Below are 13,314 nucleotides of genomic sequence, written 5' to 3'. Positions count from 1 at the left end.
CACCCGCAGTGCGACTGAACGATCTCGACGAACGCATCGTCCACGCCCTCGCCGAGGACGCCCGCCGCTCCTACGCCGACATCGGAGCGATGGTCGGCCTGTCCGCCCCCGCGGTGAAGCGCAGGGTGGACCGGCTGCGGGCGGAGGGCGCCATCACCGGATTCACCGTACGGGTGGACCCGGCGGCGCTCGGCTGGGAGACCGAGGGCTTCATCGAGATCTACTGCAGCCGCAACACCTCGCCCGAGGCCATCGAGCGCGGGCTCAAGCGCTACCCGGAGATCGCGTCCGCCTCCACCGTCACCGGTGAGGCGGACGCGATCGTCCAGGTCTTCGCCGCCGACATGCGCCACTTCGAGCGGGTGCTGGAACGGATCGCGGGCGAGCCCTTCGTGGAGCGCACCAAGTCGGTACTGGTGCTCTCGCCGCTGCTGCGGCGCTTCTCGTCGGGCGCGCCCGCGTAGCCGCGCGGCGAGCGCGCAACGAATCGCCGCGGGAAACGCCGGCCACGCAACGGATCGTTCATTGGTCCGCAACGGTTGCGTCTTGTCCCGGCCGAGCGTGGAAACGTACCGTTTTCGACGTCTCACCGACACCTTCTCCTCCGCCCCCCTTCACGACAGAGGTCTGCCGATGCCGTCGCTGCGCACCGCCCTGCTCCAGAGCTCCGGACGGCCCGGCGACGTCGCCGAGAACCTGAAGGTGCTCGACGAGGCCGCGGGCCGCGCCGCGGCCGCCGGCGCGCGCCTGCTGGTGTGCCCCGAGATGTTCCTCACCGGGTACGCGATCGGCGACGACGTGCCGAAGCTGGCGGAGCCCGCCGACGGCCCCGGCGCGCGCGCCGTCGCCGAGATCGCGGTGCGCCACGGCATCGCCGTCCACTACGGCTACCCGGAGCGGGCGGGCGAGCGAAGGGGGGTCTCCCCGGCCGAAGTCCCCCAGCTACCGCTGGGAGGTGCCCCCAGGGGGATGATCCACAACTCGGCGCAGCTGATCGGCCCGGACGGCGAGCGCCTCGCGAACTACCGCAAGACCCACCTCTTCGGCAGCTTCGAGCAGCAGTGGTTCACCCCCGGTGAGACCGCCGTCGTCCAGGCGGAACTCGACGGCATCCGCATGGGACTGCTGATCTGCTACGACGTGGAGTTCCCGGAGAACGTACGGGCCCACGCGCTGGCCGGCACCGACCTGCTGCTCGTGCCCACCGCGCAGATGCACCCCTTCCAGTTCGTCGCCGAATCGCTCGTGCCGGTCCGGGCGTTCGAGAGCCAGATGTACATCGCGTACGTCAACAGGACCGGTCCCGAGGGCGAGTTCGAGTTCGTCGGCCTCAGCTCGCTCGCGAGCCCCGACGGCGCCGTCCGCACCCGCGCCGGACGCGGCGAGGAACTCGTCGTCGGCGAGGTCGACCCGGTGCTCCTCGCAGCCTCGCGCGAGGACAACCCCTACCTGCGCGACCGGCGGCCCGGCCTCTACCGCTCTCTGGTCTGACGCCCGCCCTACCCCCCTGCCTCATCGTTTCCGTGCAAGGAGTCCGTACCCCATGACGTCCACGGTGCCCACCACCGCCGTCCAGCACAGCGACGCCCAGCCGCCGATCACCATGTTCGGTCCGGACTTCCCCTACGCCTACGACGACTTCCTCGCCCACCCGGCGGGGCTCGGCCAGATACCCGCGACCGAGCACGGCACCGAGGTCGCCGTCATCGGCGGCGGTCTGTCCGGCATCGTCGCCGCGTACGAGCTGATGAAGATGGGCCTCAAGCCGGTCGTCTACGAGGCGGACCGGATCGGCGGACGGCTGCGCACCGTGGGCTTCGAGGGCACCGGCACGGACGAGCTGAGCGCCGAGATGGGCGCGATGCGCTTCCCGCCCTCCTCCACGGCCCTGCAGCACTACATCGACCTGGTGGGCCTGACCACCAAGCCGTTCCCCAACCCGCTCGCGCCCTGCACCCCCTCCACCGTGGTGGACCTCAAGGGCGAGTCGCACTACGCGGAGAGCATCGACGACCTGCCGCAGGTCTACCGCGACGTGATGGACGCCTGGAACGCCTGCCTGGAGGAGGGCGCCGACTTCTCCGACATGAACCGCGCCATGCGCGAGCGCGACGTCCCGCGCATCCGCGAGATCTGGGCGAAGCTCGTCGAGAAGCTCGACAACCAGACCTTCTACGGCTTCCTGTGCGAGTCGGAGGCGTTCAAGTCCTTCCGCCACCGGGAGATCTTCGGCCAGGTCGGCTTCGGCACGGGCGGCTGGGACACCGACTTCCCGAACTCCATCCTGGAGATCCTGCGCGTCGTCTACTCCGAGGCCGACGACCACCACCGCGGCATCGTCGAGGGCAGCCAGCAGCTCCCGCTGCGCCTGTGGGACCGCGAGCCCGAGAAGATCGTCCACTGGCCGCTCGGCACCTCGCTGTCGTCGCTGCACGACGGCGAGCCGCGGCCCGCCGTCACCCGGCTGAACCGCACCGCGGGCAACCGGATCACGGTCACGGATGCGTCCGGCGACATCCGCACGTACCGGGCGGCCATCTTCACCGCGCAGTCCTGGATGCTGCTCTCCAAGATCGCCTGCGACGACTCGCTCTTCCCGATCGACCACTGGACGGCGATGGAGCGGACCCACTACATGGAGTCCTCCAAGCTGTTCGTTCCGGTCGACCGGCCGTTCTGGCTGGACAAGGACGAGGTCACGGGTCGCGACACGATGTCGATGACGCTGACGGACCGCATGACCCGCGGCACCTACCTGCTCGACGACGGCCCCGACAAGCCGGCCGTGATCTGCCTGTCGTACACCTGGTGCGACGACAGCCTGAAGTGGCTGCCCCTGACCGCGAACGAGCGGATGGAGGTCATGCTCAAGTCGCTCGGGGAGATCTACCCGAACGTCGACATCCGCAGCCACATCATCGGCAACCCGGTGACCGTGTCGTGGGAGAACGAGCCGTACTTCATGGGCGCCTTCAAGGCGAACCTGCCCGGCCACTACCGCTACCAGCGCCGCCTGTTCACCCACTTCATGCAGGACCGGCTGCCCGAGGACAAGCGCGGCATCTTCCTCGCCGGCGACGACATCTCCTGGACGGCGGGCTGGGCCGAGGGCGCCGTGCAGACCGCGCTGAACGCCGTCTGGGGCGTGATGGCCCACCTCGGCGGGTCCACCGACCCGTCCAACCCCGGTCCCGGCGACCTCTACGACGAGATCGCCCCCGCCGAACTGCCGGAGGACTGAACCGCCGCCCCGGCTCCCGGCAGCGCGCCGTGGAGCCGGGGCGCGTCAGTGCCAGGGGGTCAGCAGACAACGCCCCACCAGACCGACGCCCGCGTCGAGGCGCTCGGTGAACTCGCCGGCCAGATCCGGCAGCTCGCGCAGTCCCCACAGCAGCCGCGCCGCCGACCACGCCCCCTCCCTCGCGCGGTCCAGGCTCCAGGCACCGACGAGGTGCGTCAGGGGGTCGGCGATCTGCAGCAGGTCGGGTCCGGGCATCACGTCCTCGCGGATGCGTTCCTCCAGCAGGACGAGCACGTCGCCGACCCGGTCGAACGCGCCCTCCAGGTCGGCCGGTTCGCAGCCGAGCGCATGACAGGTGTCGACGACGGCGAGCGCCAGGTCGTGCCCGATGTGCGCGTTGATCCCGGCGAGCGCGAACTGGAGCGGCCGTACGCCGGGATGGCGGCGGTACTGGAACAGGGGCCGCCAGCAGGCCGGCGGGCGCCGCCCCTCGGCCGCGGCGTCGACCGCCGACAGGTAGCGGCGGGCGAACAGAACGTCGAGCGTGACGGCGGTCCGCCGGTCCGCGAACAGGCCGTCGTCGATGTGCCGGCCGATCTCCCGGGTGACCGCGAGATAGACGCGGTTGAACACGGCGAGGCCGTCGCCGGCCGGCCAGGCGGAGCCGTACGCGAGCATCCGCCGCACCACCGAGTCGACCTCCGCCGGGCCGTGGCCGGGCAGCACTGCGAGCTGTTCACTCTGCGCCATGGAGGCAGGGTCCCAGGCGGTGGCCCGGCGTCGGGGTGACGGGCCGCGGCTTCCCCGGAAAGGGGGACGGCGCGCCGCTAGGAGCCGGCACCGGGCCTGCTCGCGGCGCCCGTCGAGGCCGCGCCGTCCTTCGTTTCCGCGGCGCCCTTCGCGTCGTAGGAGGAGGTGCCGGAGTCCAGCAGGGGCTCCTGCTCCTTCATCCGCTCCTTCATGTGCGCGGGGGCGAAGGCCCGCAGCACGTGGTAGCCGGTGATGACGACGATCGTGCCGAGCGCGATGCCGCCGAGCTCGAAGTTGTCGGTGATCTTCAGACTGACGCCGCCGACGCCGATGATGATGCCCGCGGCGGCCGGCACGAGATTGAGCGGATTGCGCAGGTCGACGTCGGCGTTGATCCAGATCTGGGCGCCGAGCAGACCGATCATGCCGTAGAGGATCACCGTGATGCCGCCGAGCACTCCGCCGGGGATCGCGGCCACGACGGCGCCGAACTTGGGGCACAGACCGAAGAGGAGCGCGAACGCGGCGGCGGCCCAATAGGCGGCCGTCGAGTAGACGCGGGTGGCGGCCATCACGCCGATGTTCTCGGAGTACGTGGTGTTCGGCGGGCCGCCCACCGCGGTGGAGAGCACCGACGCGGCGCCGTCGGCCGCGATCGCGGTGCCGAGCCTGTCGTCGAGCGGATCGCCGGTCATCTCGCCCACGGCCTTGACGTGCCCGGCGTTCTCCGCGATGAGCGCGATCACCACGGGCAGGGCGACGAGGATCGCGGACCACTCGAAGCTCGGGGCGTGGAACGACGGCAGCCCGATCCAGTCGGCCTTCGCCACGCCGGAGAGGTCGAGCCGCCAGTGGTCGACGGCCTCGCCGCCGACGGGGGAGTGGATCTTCCCGAAGATCCGGTCGAGCGCCCAGGACAGCGCGTATCCGAAGATCAGGCCCAGGAAGATCGCGATGCGCGAGAAGAACCCGCGCAGGCACACCACCGCGAGACCGGTGAACAGCATGACGAGCAGCGCGGTCCACTGGTCCTGGGGCCAGTACGTGGACGCGGTGACGGGCGCGAGGTTGAAGCCGATGAGCATGACCACCGCGCCGGTGACGATCGGCGGCATGGTCGCGTGGATGATCCGTGCGCCGAACCGCTGGACGGCCAGGCCCGCGACGAACAGCGCCGCGCCGACCACGAGCACCGCGCCGGTCACGGTCGCGCTGTCGCCGCCGGTCGCGCGGATCGTGGCGGCGACACCGACGAAGGAGAGCGAACAGCCCAGGTAGCTAGGCACCTTGCCGCGCGTCGCGAGCAGGAAGATCACGGTCGCGATGCCGGACATCATGATCGCGAGATTCGGGTCGAGGCCCATCAGTACGGGCGCCACGAACGAGGCGCCGAACATGGCGACGACGTGCTGGGCGCCGAGGCCGGCGGTACGGGGCCAGGACAGCCGCTCGTCGGGTCGTACGACGGCGCCCGGAGCGGGGGTCCGCCCGTCGCCGTGCAGGGTCCAGCGCACGCCGAGGTCCACGGGCCGCTCCACTTCATGCAGTAGTCAACTATCGGGCGCCATCGTAGTGGCCGATGCCCGGGCCCTGGAGCGAGCGGTTCAGGGACGGGGGCCGGGCACTGCTGTGTCCTGTGGACGGGCCCTCACACTCTCGCGGCCGGCCGTCCGCAGCACGCCAGCGCCCAGCACCAGCCCGAGCGCGAGCGCGGTCACCAGGCCGAAGGAGACGACGAGACTGGTCGCGTCGGCGACCGCGCCGATGGCCGACGGTGCGATGAGCCCGGACGTGTAGGTGATGGTGGCGACGCCCGCGATCGCCTGGCTCGGGTTCGGCCCGCTGCGGCCCGCCGCCGCGAACACCAGCGGCACGACGACCGCCACCCCCAGGCCGATCAGCCCGAATCCGCACAGCGCCACCGCAGGCTGCGTCGCGACGACCACGAGCAGACCGCCGGCCGTTGCCAGCACACCGCCCACGCGCACCGTGCGCACCGCTCCGAACCGGTCGACGACCCGGTCGCCGAGAAGCCGCGCCACGGCCATCGTCAGCGCGAACGCCGTGGTCGACGCGGCGGCGAGCCCGGGGGACGTCTTAAGCACGTCGCGCAGGTACACCGCGGACCAGTCCAGGCTCGCGCCCTCCGCGAACACCGCGCAGAACCCGATCGCACCGATGACCAGCGCCGACCTGGGCGGCAGTGCGAAGCGCGGCGGCGGCTCCTCGTCGGCGGCGCTGCGCAGGTCCAGGACCCCCTGGCAGGCGATCAGCCCGAGCGCGGTCAGCGTCGCGGCCGCCAGCACGTGGTGCAGCCTGGCGTCACTGCCCAGGTGGGCGGCGAGTGTGCCGCCCGCCGAGCCGATCAGCGCGCCCGCGCTCCACATGCCGTGCAGACCGGACATGATCGAGCGGTCGAGGCGGTTCTCGATCTCCACGCCCAGGGCGTTCATCGCCACGTCCGACATGCCCGCGGTCGCGCCGAACGCGAACAGCGCGGCGCACAGGGTGAGCAGGTTCGGTGCGAGGGAGGGCAGGACGAGGCTCAGCGTCCACAGCGCGAGCAGTCCGCGCAGGGCCGTCCGCGCGCCGAAGCGGTGGCTGATCGCCCCGGCCAGCGGCATCGCCACGGACGCGCCGAGCGCCGGGAACGCCAGCGCCAGCCCCAACTGGCCCGCGCTCACGCCCGCGTGGTCCTGGATCCAAGGGATGCGGGTCGCGAAGCTGCCGGTCACGGCCCCGTGCACACAGAAGACGGCGGCGACGGCGACGCGGGCGCGCTTCAGCAGGCGCAGCTCCGTGGCGATTCCCCTCGACATGCGGATACCTCTCCCCGAGAACGTGAGCGGTAAACTATCAGGGTCCCTTCCTGATAGATACGGGATTTCCGTGGTCGTCGCCCCCTGAGCGGCCGGGGCCGTCTGGAAGGATTCCGGCATGCCCGCATCCCCGAGCACCGCCCGGGCCATCAACGACCGGCTCGCCCTGGAACTCCTCCAGGAGGAGGGCCCGTTGACGGCAGGACAGCTGAAGAGCCGGACCGGCCTGTCCCGGCCGACCGTCGCCGACCTGGTGGAGCGGCTCCAGGGCGCCGGCCTCGTCCGGGTGGTCGGCGAGGCGGGCGCGGACCGGCGCGGGCCCAACGCCCGCCTGTACGGGATCGTCGCCGACCGCGCGCATCTCGCCGCCCTCGACGTCCGCACGCAGAGCGTCTCCGTCGTGGTCACGGACCTGCTCGGCACCACGCTCGCCGAGGCCGCGCTGCCCATCGGCGGTGACACCGGCACCGAGCCCGCCGTCGAACGGGCCGCCGCCCTGCTGGAGCGGGCCGTCCGGGACGCCGGTGCGGCCCGCCTGCACAGCGTGGGCATCGGAGCACCCGGGCTGATCGACCCGGTTGCCGGTGAACTGCGCGAGTCCAGCGGGCTGCCCGCCTGGCACCGGCGTCTGGTCACCGCGCTCCAGGAGCGGCTTCCCGCACAGGTGCTCGTCGAGAACGAGACGAACCTCGCGGCACTGGCCGAGCAGCGCGACGGTGCGGCCCGCGACCGGGAGACGTTCGCCTTCCTCTGGCTGGGCCACGGCGTCGGCGCGGCGCTGTTCCTCGACGGACGGCTGCGCAGGGGAGCGTCCGGCGGGGCGGGCGAGATCGGCTTCCTGCCCGTGCCGGGGACCGCGGGCCTGCCGTCGGCGGTCGACTGCGGCGGCGGCTTCCACTCGCTGGCCGGGTCGGCGGCGGTCTGCGCGCTGGGGGAGCGCCACGGGATCGGGGTGCCGGGCGACGGCCCGGAACCACGGGCCGCCGCGGTGGTGGCGACGGCCGTGTCCCAGGGCCGCGACGACTTCCTCGACGCCCTCGCCGACCGCCTCGCGGTGGGCGCGGCGGCGGTCGTCTCGGTGCTGGACCCGGGCTGCGTGGTCCTCGGCGGAGAGGTGGGCCACGCGGGCGGCGCGGCGCTGGCGTCGCGGGTGCATTCGCGGCTCGCGAGGATGTCGCCGCTGCGGACGGAGGTGCGGGCGGGCGAGCTGGGCGGGTCGGCGGTCCTGAGCGGCGCACTGCGCCTGGCTCGCGAGGCGGCGCAACGGGAGCTGTTCGCGGGGGTGTAGCGCGGGCGGGCTGCGCCTGCGGCGGGGCTTGTTCCCCTCCCCGCCCTTTCCCGCAACCGGGGCAAGCCCCGGACCCCGTACCGCGCTTCGCGCGGTGTCCTCAAGGGCTGCAAAGCAGCCCCGCCGGCGTTTGAGGCGCGGGGGCGGAGCCCCCGAACGCCGCGCGAAGCGCGGTACCGGGTCCGGGCGGAGCCCGGAAGCCCGCGCCCGCCAGGGCGCAGGGCCGGGGGCCGGGGCTTGCCCCGGTTTCGGGATGGGGTTCCTCCCGTGGCCGCCAGGCCGTAGGGGGAGGGCGGGGTGGGGGAAAGCACCCCGCCCGGGCAAGACCGCGTCACCTGTGAGCCAGCCCACACCCCTCACCCGCATGGCCGAGCCCGCGGCATGGCACACTGACCCTGTATCAGCAGCAGCGCACTCCGGGGTCGGTGCAATTCCGAACCGGCGGTTACAGTCCGCGACCCGTCCGCAGCCAGCGGCCGGTTGACCAGGTGAAATTCCTGGACCGACGGTTATAGTCCGGATGGGAGGCAGTGCGCGGCGGGTGACCCTCACGGGTGTGCCGGCCGTACAGGTGCGGATCGACCAAGCGTGGCGATCCCGTGCCATCGGCCTCGGCGTTCCCCGTGCGGTGTTGTTTCCCGCTCTCTGTCTTCACCGACAGGCCCCGGAGTCCGTGCCCGAATGAGGCAGGAGGACCCGGTGGCCACAGCCGATCAGGACGCCATGCGGCGGGCGATCACGCTCGCCGCCCGCGGTCTCGGCTCCACCAGCCCCAACCCGGTCGTCGGGTGCGTCGTCATCGACGCCGCCGGACGCATCGTCGGCGAGGGCTTCCACCAGCGCGCCGGCGGACCGCACGCCGAAATCCACGCCCTGCGCGCCGCCGGAGCCCTGGCCCGCGGCGGCACCGCGTACGTCACCCTCGAGCCCTGCGACCACACCGGACGCACCGGCCCGTGCTCACAGGCCCTGATCGAGGCCGGCGTCGCCCGCGTCGTCTACGCGGTCGCCGACCCGACCCCGCAGGCCACCGGCGGGGCCGACACCCTGCGCGCCGCCGGGGTCCGGGTCGAGCAGGGGCTCCTCGAGGGCGAGGCAGAGGCGGGCAACAGCGCCTGGCTCACCTCCGTACGCCTCGGCCGCCCCCACGTCACCTGGAAGTACGCCGCCACCCTCGACGGCCGCATCGCCGCGGCCGACGGCACCAGCCGCTGGATCAGCTCGCCCGAGTCCCGGGCCGATGTGCACCGCCTGCGCGCCGAGTCCGACGCGGTCGTCGTCGGCTCGGGGACGATGCGGGCCGACGACCCCCATCTCGCGGTGCGCGGCATGGAGGGCGCGACCCAGCCCCTGCGGGTCGTCGTCGACACCGACGCCGCGGCGGTCCGGCCCGGCGCGCGCGTGCTCGACGACACGGCGCCCACGCTCGTCGCGATCGCCGAGGACGCCGACACCGACCTGCCCGACGTCCTGCGCCTGCCGCGCGCCGGGCGGGGGCTGTCCGTGCCGGCGCTGCTCGCCGGGCTGCACGACCGCGGCGTCCGCTCCGTACTCCTCGAAGGCGGCCCGACCCTCGCCGGAGCCTTCCTCACCGCGAACGCCGTCGACCGCGTCGTCGGCTATCTCGCACCCGCACTCCTCGGCGCGGGCCCCGCGGCCCTCGCCGACGCCGGAATCACCACCATCGCCGAAGCGTTGCGGCTCGACGTCACCGAGACCGTGCGCGTCGGCCCCGATCTGCGCATCACCGCGACCGTCACCAAGGGAGCCTGAGTGTTCACCGGAATCGTCGAAGAGCTGGGCGAGGTCACCGCCGTGGAGAACCTCGGCGACGCCTGCCGCTTCCGCCTGCGCGGACCCGTCGTCACCGAAGGGGCCAGGCACGGCGACTCGATCGCCGTCAACGGCGTCTGCCTCACCGTGGTGGAGAACCGCGACGGCGAGTTCACCGCCGACGTGATGGCCGAGACGCTGAAGCGCTCCAGCCTCGGCGCCCTCACCACCGGCTCCCGCGTCAACCTGGAGCGCCCGATGGTGGCCGACGGACGCTTCGGCGGCCACATCGTCCAGGGGCACGTCGACGGCACCGGCACCATCGTCGAGCGCACCCCCTCGGAGCACTGGGAGATCGTCAGGATCTCCCTGCCCGCCGAGCTGGCCCGGTACGTCGTCGAGAAGGGCTCCATCACCGTCGACGGCGTGAGCCTCACCGTCGTCGAGGCGGGCCCCGACTACTTCACGATCAGCCTGATCCCCACGACGCTCGCCCTGACCACGCTCGGCGTCAAGCAGAGCGGCGACCCGGTCAACCTCGAGGTCGACGTCATCGCCAAGTACGTCGAGCGGCTGCTCGGCGCGGACCCGAAGGAGAGCGCGAAGTGAGCGCCCTGAGCTGGCTCAACACGGAGGCGTTCACCCTCTTCGGGCAGCACATCATGTGGTCCGACATGATCGGCAACACGATCGGGCTCATCGCGCTCGCGCTCGGCTGGCGCCGCTCCGTCCTCACCTGGCCCGCGCAGCTGCTGTCCGGCGTCATCCTCGTCGGCGCGTACGCCTCCGCCCACCTCAGCGGCGGCGTCGGCAAGCAGCTCCTGGTCATCGGCGTGGCCGCCTGGGGCTGGCACCAGTGGACCCGCGGCCGCCGGCAGGCCCAGGACGGGTCCATCGCCGTCCGGTTCGCCTCCTGGAAGGAGCGCGGCTGGCTCGCCGCCGGCGCCGTGCTCGGCACGCTCGCGGTCGGCGGCCTGTTCACCGCGTACCCCTCGCTGTCCTGGAGCCCGTGGGCCGACGCGTACATCTTCGTCGGCACGCTGGTCGCGATGGTCGCCCAGGCCCGTGGCCTGGTCGAGTTCTGGTTCGCCTGGCTGCTGGTCGACCTCGTCGGCGTGCCGCTCGCCTTCAGCAGCGGCCTCGCCTTCTCCGGCCTGGTCTACGTGATCTACTTCGCCCTCGTCGTCTGGGGCGCCTACGACTGGTGGCAGCGCTCGCGCCAGAGTGCCGCGCCCGCTCTGGAAGGAGCCGCAGCATGACCGCCCGCCCGTCACCCACCACCACGCTGCCGGAGGCCCTTCGGGCCGCCCCTGCGATCCAGACGTGGTACGCCACCGACGGCTTCGACGACCTCGCCCTCGACCCCGTCGAGCAGGCCATACGCGACATCGCCGCGGGCCGCCCGGTCGTCGTCGTCGACGACGAGGACCGCGAGAACGAGGGCGACCTCGTCATCGCCGCCGAGAAGGCCACGCCCGAGATCGTCGCCTTCATGATGAGCGAGTGCCGCGGCCTCATCTGCGCCCCGATGGAGAGCGACGAGCTGGAGCGCCTGGAGCTGCCCCAGATGGTGGGCAACAACACCGAGTCGATGCAGACGGCCTTCACCGTCTCCGTCGACGCGGGCCCCGCCTACGGCGTCACCACCGGCATCTCCGCCTCCGACCGCGCCACCACGCTCCAGATGCTGGCCGGCGGGCAGGCCGGCCCGTCCGACTTCGTGCGGCCCGGGCACATCTTCCCGCTGCGCGCCAAGTCCGGCGGCGTCCTGACCCGCCCCGGCCACACCGAGGCCGCCGTCGACCTCGCGCGCCTCGCGGGGCTGCGTCCGGCCGGCGCGATCGTCGAGATCGCCGGCGAGGACGGCGTCATGCTGCGCCTGCCCGAACTCGTCCCGTTCGCCCGCAAGCACGGCCTGACGATCATCTCCATCGAGGACCTGATCGCCTACCGCCGCAGCTCCGAGCCGACCGTCAAGCGCGAGGCGGAGGTCAACCTGCCCACCGCGCACGGCGAGTTCACCGCCTACGGATACCGCTCCACCGTCGACGGCGTCGAGCACGTCGCCCTCGTCCACGGCGACCTCGGCGACGGCGAGGACGTGCTGGTGCGCGTCCACTCCGAGTGCCTGACCGGCGACATCTTCCACTCGCTGCGCTGCGACTGCGGTCCGCAGCTGGAAGCCTCCATGGGCCGCATCACCGAGGACGGCCGCGGCGTCGTCGTCTACCTGCGCGGCCACGAGGGCCGGGGCATCGGACTGCTGTCCAAGCTGCGGGCGTACGAGCTCCAGGAGCGCGGCCGTGACACCCTGGACGCCAATCTGGAGCTCGGCCTGCCCGCCGACGCCCGCGACTACGCGGCCGGGGCGCAGATCCTCGCCGACCTCGGGGTGCGCAGCACACGGCTGATGACCAACAACCCCGACAAGACCGCCGCCCTCACCCGGCACGGAATCGCCGTCCTCGGACGCGAGCCGATGCCCGTGCAGGCCGGCGAACACAACCTGCGGTATCTGCGCACCAAGCGGGACCGGATGGGCCACGACCTGCCCTGGCTCGACGCCGCCGGCACGTCCACCTGCAACAACCAGTAAGACAGCCACACACCACCAAGGAGACACGTACGTGAGCGGCAAGGGCGCACCCGAACTGAGCGTGAAGAACTGCGGCGACCTCCGGGTCGCCGTGATCGCGGCACAGTGGCACGAGAAGATCATGGACGGACTCGTCGACGGCGCCCTGCGCGCCCTGCACGAGCTCGGCATCGACGAGCCGACCATCCTGCGGGTCCCCGGCAGCTTCGAGCTCCCGGTCGTCGCCAAGGTCCTCGCCGGCCGCGGCTACGACGCGATCGTGGCGCTCGGCGTCGTGATCCGCGGCGGCACCCCCCACTTCGAGTACGTGTGCCAGGGCGTCACCAACGGCCTCACCCAGGTGTCCGTCGACACGGGAGTCCCGGTCGGCTTCGGCGTACTGACCTGCGACACCGAGGAGCAGGCGCTCGACCGGGCCGGACTGGAGGGATCGAACGAGGACAAGGGTCACGAAGCGGTCACGGCCGCGGTGGCCACGGCGGCCATCCTGCGTTCAGTATCCGAACCCTGGCGCTGAGAAGAACCCACTTCCGCGTAGGGTGGGAGCACCATGTCCAAGAAGACGTTCGAGGAGCTCTTCACCGAGCTCCAGCACAAGGCCGCCAACGGCGACCCCGCCACCTCCCGCACCGCCGAGCTGGTGGACAAGGGCGTGCATGCCATCGGCAAGAAGGTCGTCGAGGAGGCCGCCGAAGTGTGGATGGCCGCCGAGTACGAGGGCAAGGACGCCGCCGCCGAGGAGATCTCCCAGCTGCTCTACCACGTCCAGGTGATGATGGTCGCGCGCGGGATCTCCCTCGACGACGTCTACGCCCACCTCTGAGCCCGCCCAGCCCCCGTATCACCC

13 protein-coding genes and 1 riboswitch are annotated in these 13,314 nt (G+C 72.3%); of the genes, 10 read left to right on the top strand and 3 right to left on the bottom strand.

The features are described 5' to 3' along the window. The first annotated feature begins 8 nt into the window (after nucleotides 1-8). The 3 genes from ACLB9X_RS24155 (at nucleotide 9) to ACLB9X_RS24145 (ending at nucleotide 3,241) form a co-directional block, all read left to right on the top strand. The gene (locus ACLB9X_RS24155) at nucleotides 9-464 is read left to right on the top strand and encodes an Lrp/AsnC family transcriptional regulator (RefSeq protein ID WP_215183168.1); all 456 of its coding nucleotides are present in this window, start codon (nucleotides 9-11) and stop codon (nucleotides 462-464) included. A 169-nt stretch (nucleotides 465-633) separates the two neighbouring features. Then, entirely contained in the window at nucleotides 634-1,491 is an 858-nt protein-coding gene (locus tag ACLB9X_RS24150; protein WP_410362482.1) for a carbon-nitrogen hydrolase family protein, read from the top strand. 52 nt (nucleotides 1,492-1,543) lie between these two features. Beyond that, the gene (locus ACLB9X_RS24145; protein ID WP_410362481.1) at nucleotides 1,544-3,241 is read left to right on the top strand and encodes a flavin monoamine oxidase family protein; all 1,698 of its coding nucleotides are present in this window, start codon (nucleotides 1,544-1,546) and stop codon (nucleotides 3,239-3,241) included. A gap of 45 nt (nucleotides 3,242-3,286) precedes the next feature. Here the strand turns inward: ACLB9X_RS24145 and ACLB9X_RS24140 are convergent, their stop codons facing one another. The 3 genes from ACLB9X_RS24140 to ACLB9X_RS24130 all read right to left on the bottom strand — a co-directional run bounded on the left by ACLB9X_RS24140 (nucleotide 3,287) and on the right by ACLB9X_RS24130 (nucleotide 6,810). Continuing rightward, nucleotides 3,287-3,991, bottom strand: a complete 705-nt coding sequence (locus ACLB9X_RS24140) for a DUF5995 family protein (RefSeq protein WP_410362480.1) — start codon at nucleotides 3,989-3,991, stop codon at nucleotides 3,287-3,289. Nucleotides 3,992-4,068: 77 nt separating this feature from the next. Beyond that, complete coding sequence (locus tag ACLB9X_RS24135; protein ID WP_410362479.1) at nucleotides 4,069-5,517, bottom strand: uracil-xanthine permease family protein; 1,449 nt, start codon at nucleotides 5,515-5,517, stop codon at nucleotides 4,069-4,071. A 78-nt stretch (nucleotides 5,518-5,595) separates the two neighbouring features. Next, nucleotides 5,596-6,810: an MFS transporter gene (locus tag ACLB9X_RS24130; protein ID WP_410362478.1), complete on the bottom strand. Its 1,215-nt coding sequence runs from the start codon at nucleotides 6,808-6,810 to the stop codon at nucleotides 5,596-5,598. A 118-nt stretch (nucleotides 6,811-6,928) separates the two neighbouring features. On the opposite strand from ACLB9X_RS24130, the gene ACLB9X_RS24125 reads away from it, so the two are divergent. From ACLB9X_RS24125 to ACLB9X_RS24095, 7 genes are all read left to right on the top strand, one after another. Further along, on the top strand, nucleotides 6,929-8,098 hold the full coding sequence (locus ACLB9X_RS24125) for an ROK family transcriptional regulator (RefSeq protein ID WP_410362477.1): 1,170 nt from the start codon (nucleotides 6,929-6,931) through the stop codon (nucleotides 8,096-8,098). A 407-nt stretch (nucleotides 8,099-8,505) separates the two neighbouring features. Further along, nucleotides 8,506-8,636: riboswitch (FMN riboswitch) on the top strand. Between the two features lie 185 nt (nucleotides 8,637-8,821). Continuing rightward, on the top strand, nucleotides 8,822-9,871 hold the full coding sequence (ribD, locus tag ACLB9X_RS24120) for a bifunctional diaminohydroxyphosphoribosylaminopyrimidine deaminase/5-amino-6-(5-phosphoribosylamino)uracil reductase RibD (protein WP_410362614.1): 1,050 nt from the start codon (nucleotides 8,822-8,824) through the stop codon (nucleotides 9,869-9,871). After that, nucleotides 9,872-10,480 carry a riboflavin synthase gene (locus ACLB9X_RS24115; RefSeq protein WP_410362476.1) on the top strand — a complete coding sequence of 203 codons (609 nt, stop codon included), beginning with the start codon at nucleotides 9,872-9,874 and terminating at the stop codon, nucleotides 10,478-10,480. It begins immediately after the preceding gene. Then, a complete protein-coding gene (locus tag ACLB9X_RS24110; RefSeq protein ID WP_410362475.1) occupies nucleotides 10,477-11,130 on the top strand; it encodes a nicotinamide riboside transporter PnuC in 654 nt (217 codons plus the stop codon). Before ACLB9X_RS24115 ends, ACLB9X_RS24110 begins: the two co-directional genes overlap by 4 nt. Beyond that, entirely contained in the window at nucleotides 11,127-12,467 is a 1,341-nt protein-coding gene (locus ACLB9X_RS24105; RefSeq protein WP_410362474.1) for a bifunctional 3,4-dihydroxy-2-butanone-4-phosphate synthase/GTP cyclohydrolase II, read from the top strand. Before ACLB9X_RS24110 ends, ACLB9X_RS24105 begins: the two co-directional genes overlap by 4 nt. Before the next feature lie 31 nt (nucleotides 12,468-12,498). Beyond that, entirely contained in the window at nucleotides 12,499-12,984 is a 486-nt protein-coding gene (gene ribH, locus ACLB9X_RS24100) for a 6,7-dimethyl-8-ribityllumazine synthase (RefSeq protein WP_410362473.1), read from the top strand. Between the two features lie 33 nt (nucleotides 12,985-13,017). Further along, entirely contained in the window at nucleotides 13,018-13,290 is a 273-nt protein-coding gene (locus ACLB9X_RS24095; protein WP_011027788.1) for a phosphoribosyl-ATP diphosphatase, read from the top strand. The last annotated feature ends 24 nt before the right edge of the window (nucleotides 13,291-13,314 follow it).

This window comes from Streptomyces sp. 5K101, from assembly GCF_046506645.1.
Taxonomy (GTDB): Bacteria; Actinomycetota; Actinomycetes; order Streptomycetales; family Streptomycetaceae; genus Streptomyces.
The sequence above is the reverse complement of the archived record's forward strand: the minus strand, read 5'-3'. Positions and strand labels throughout refer to the sequence as shown.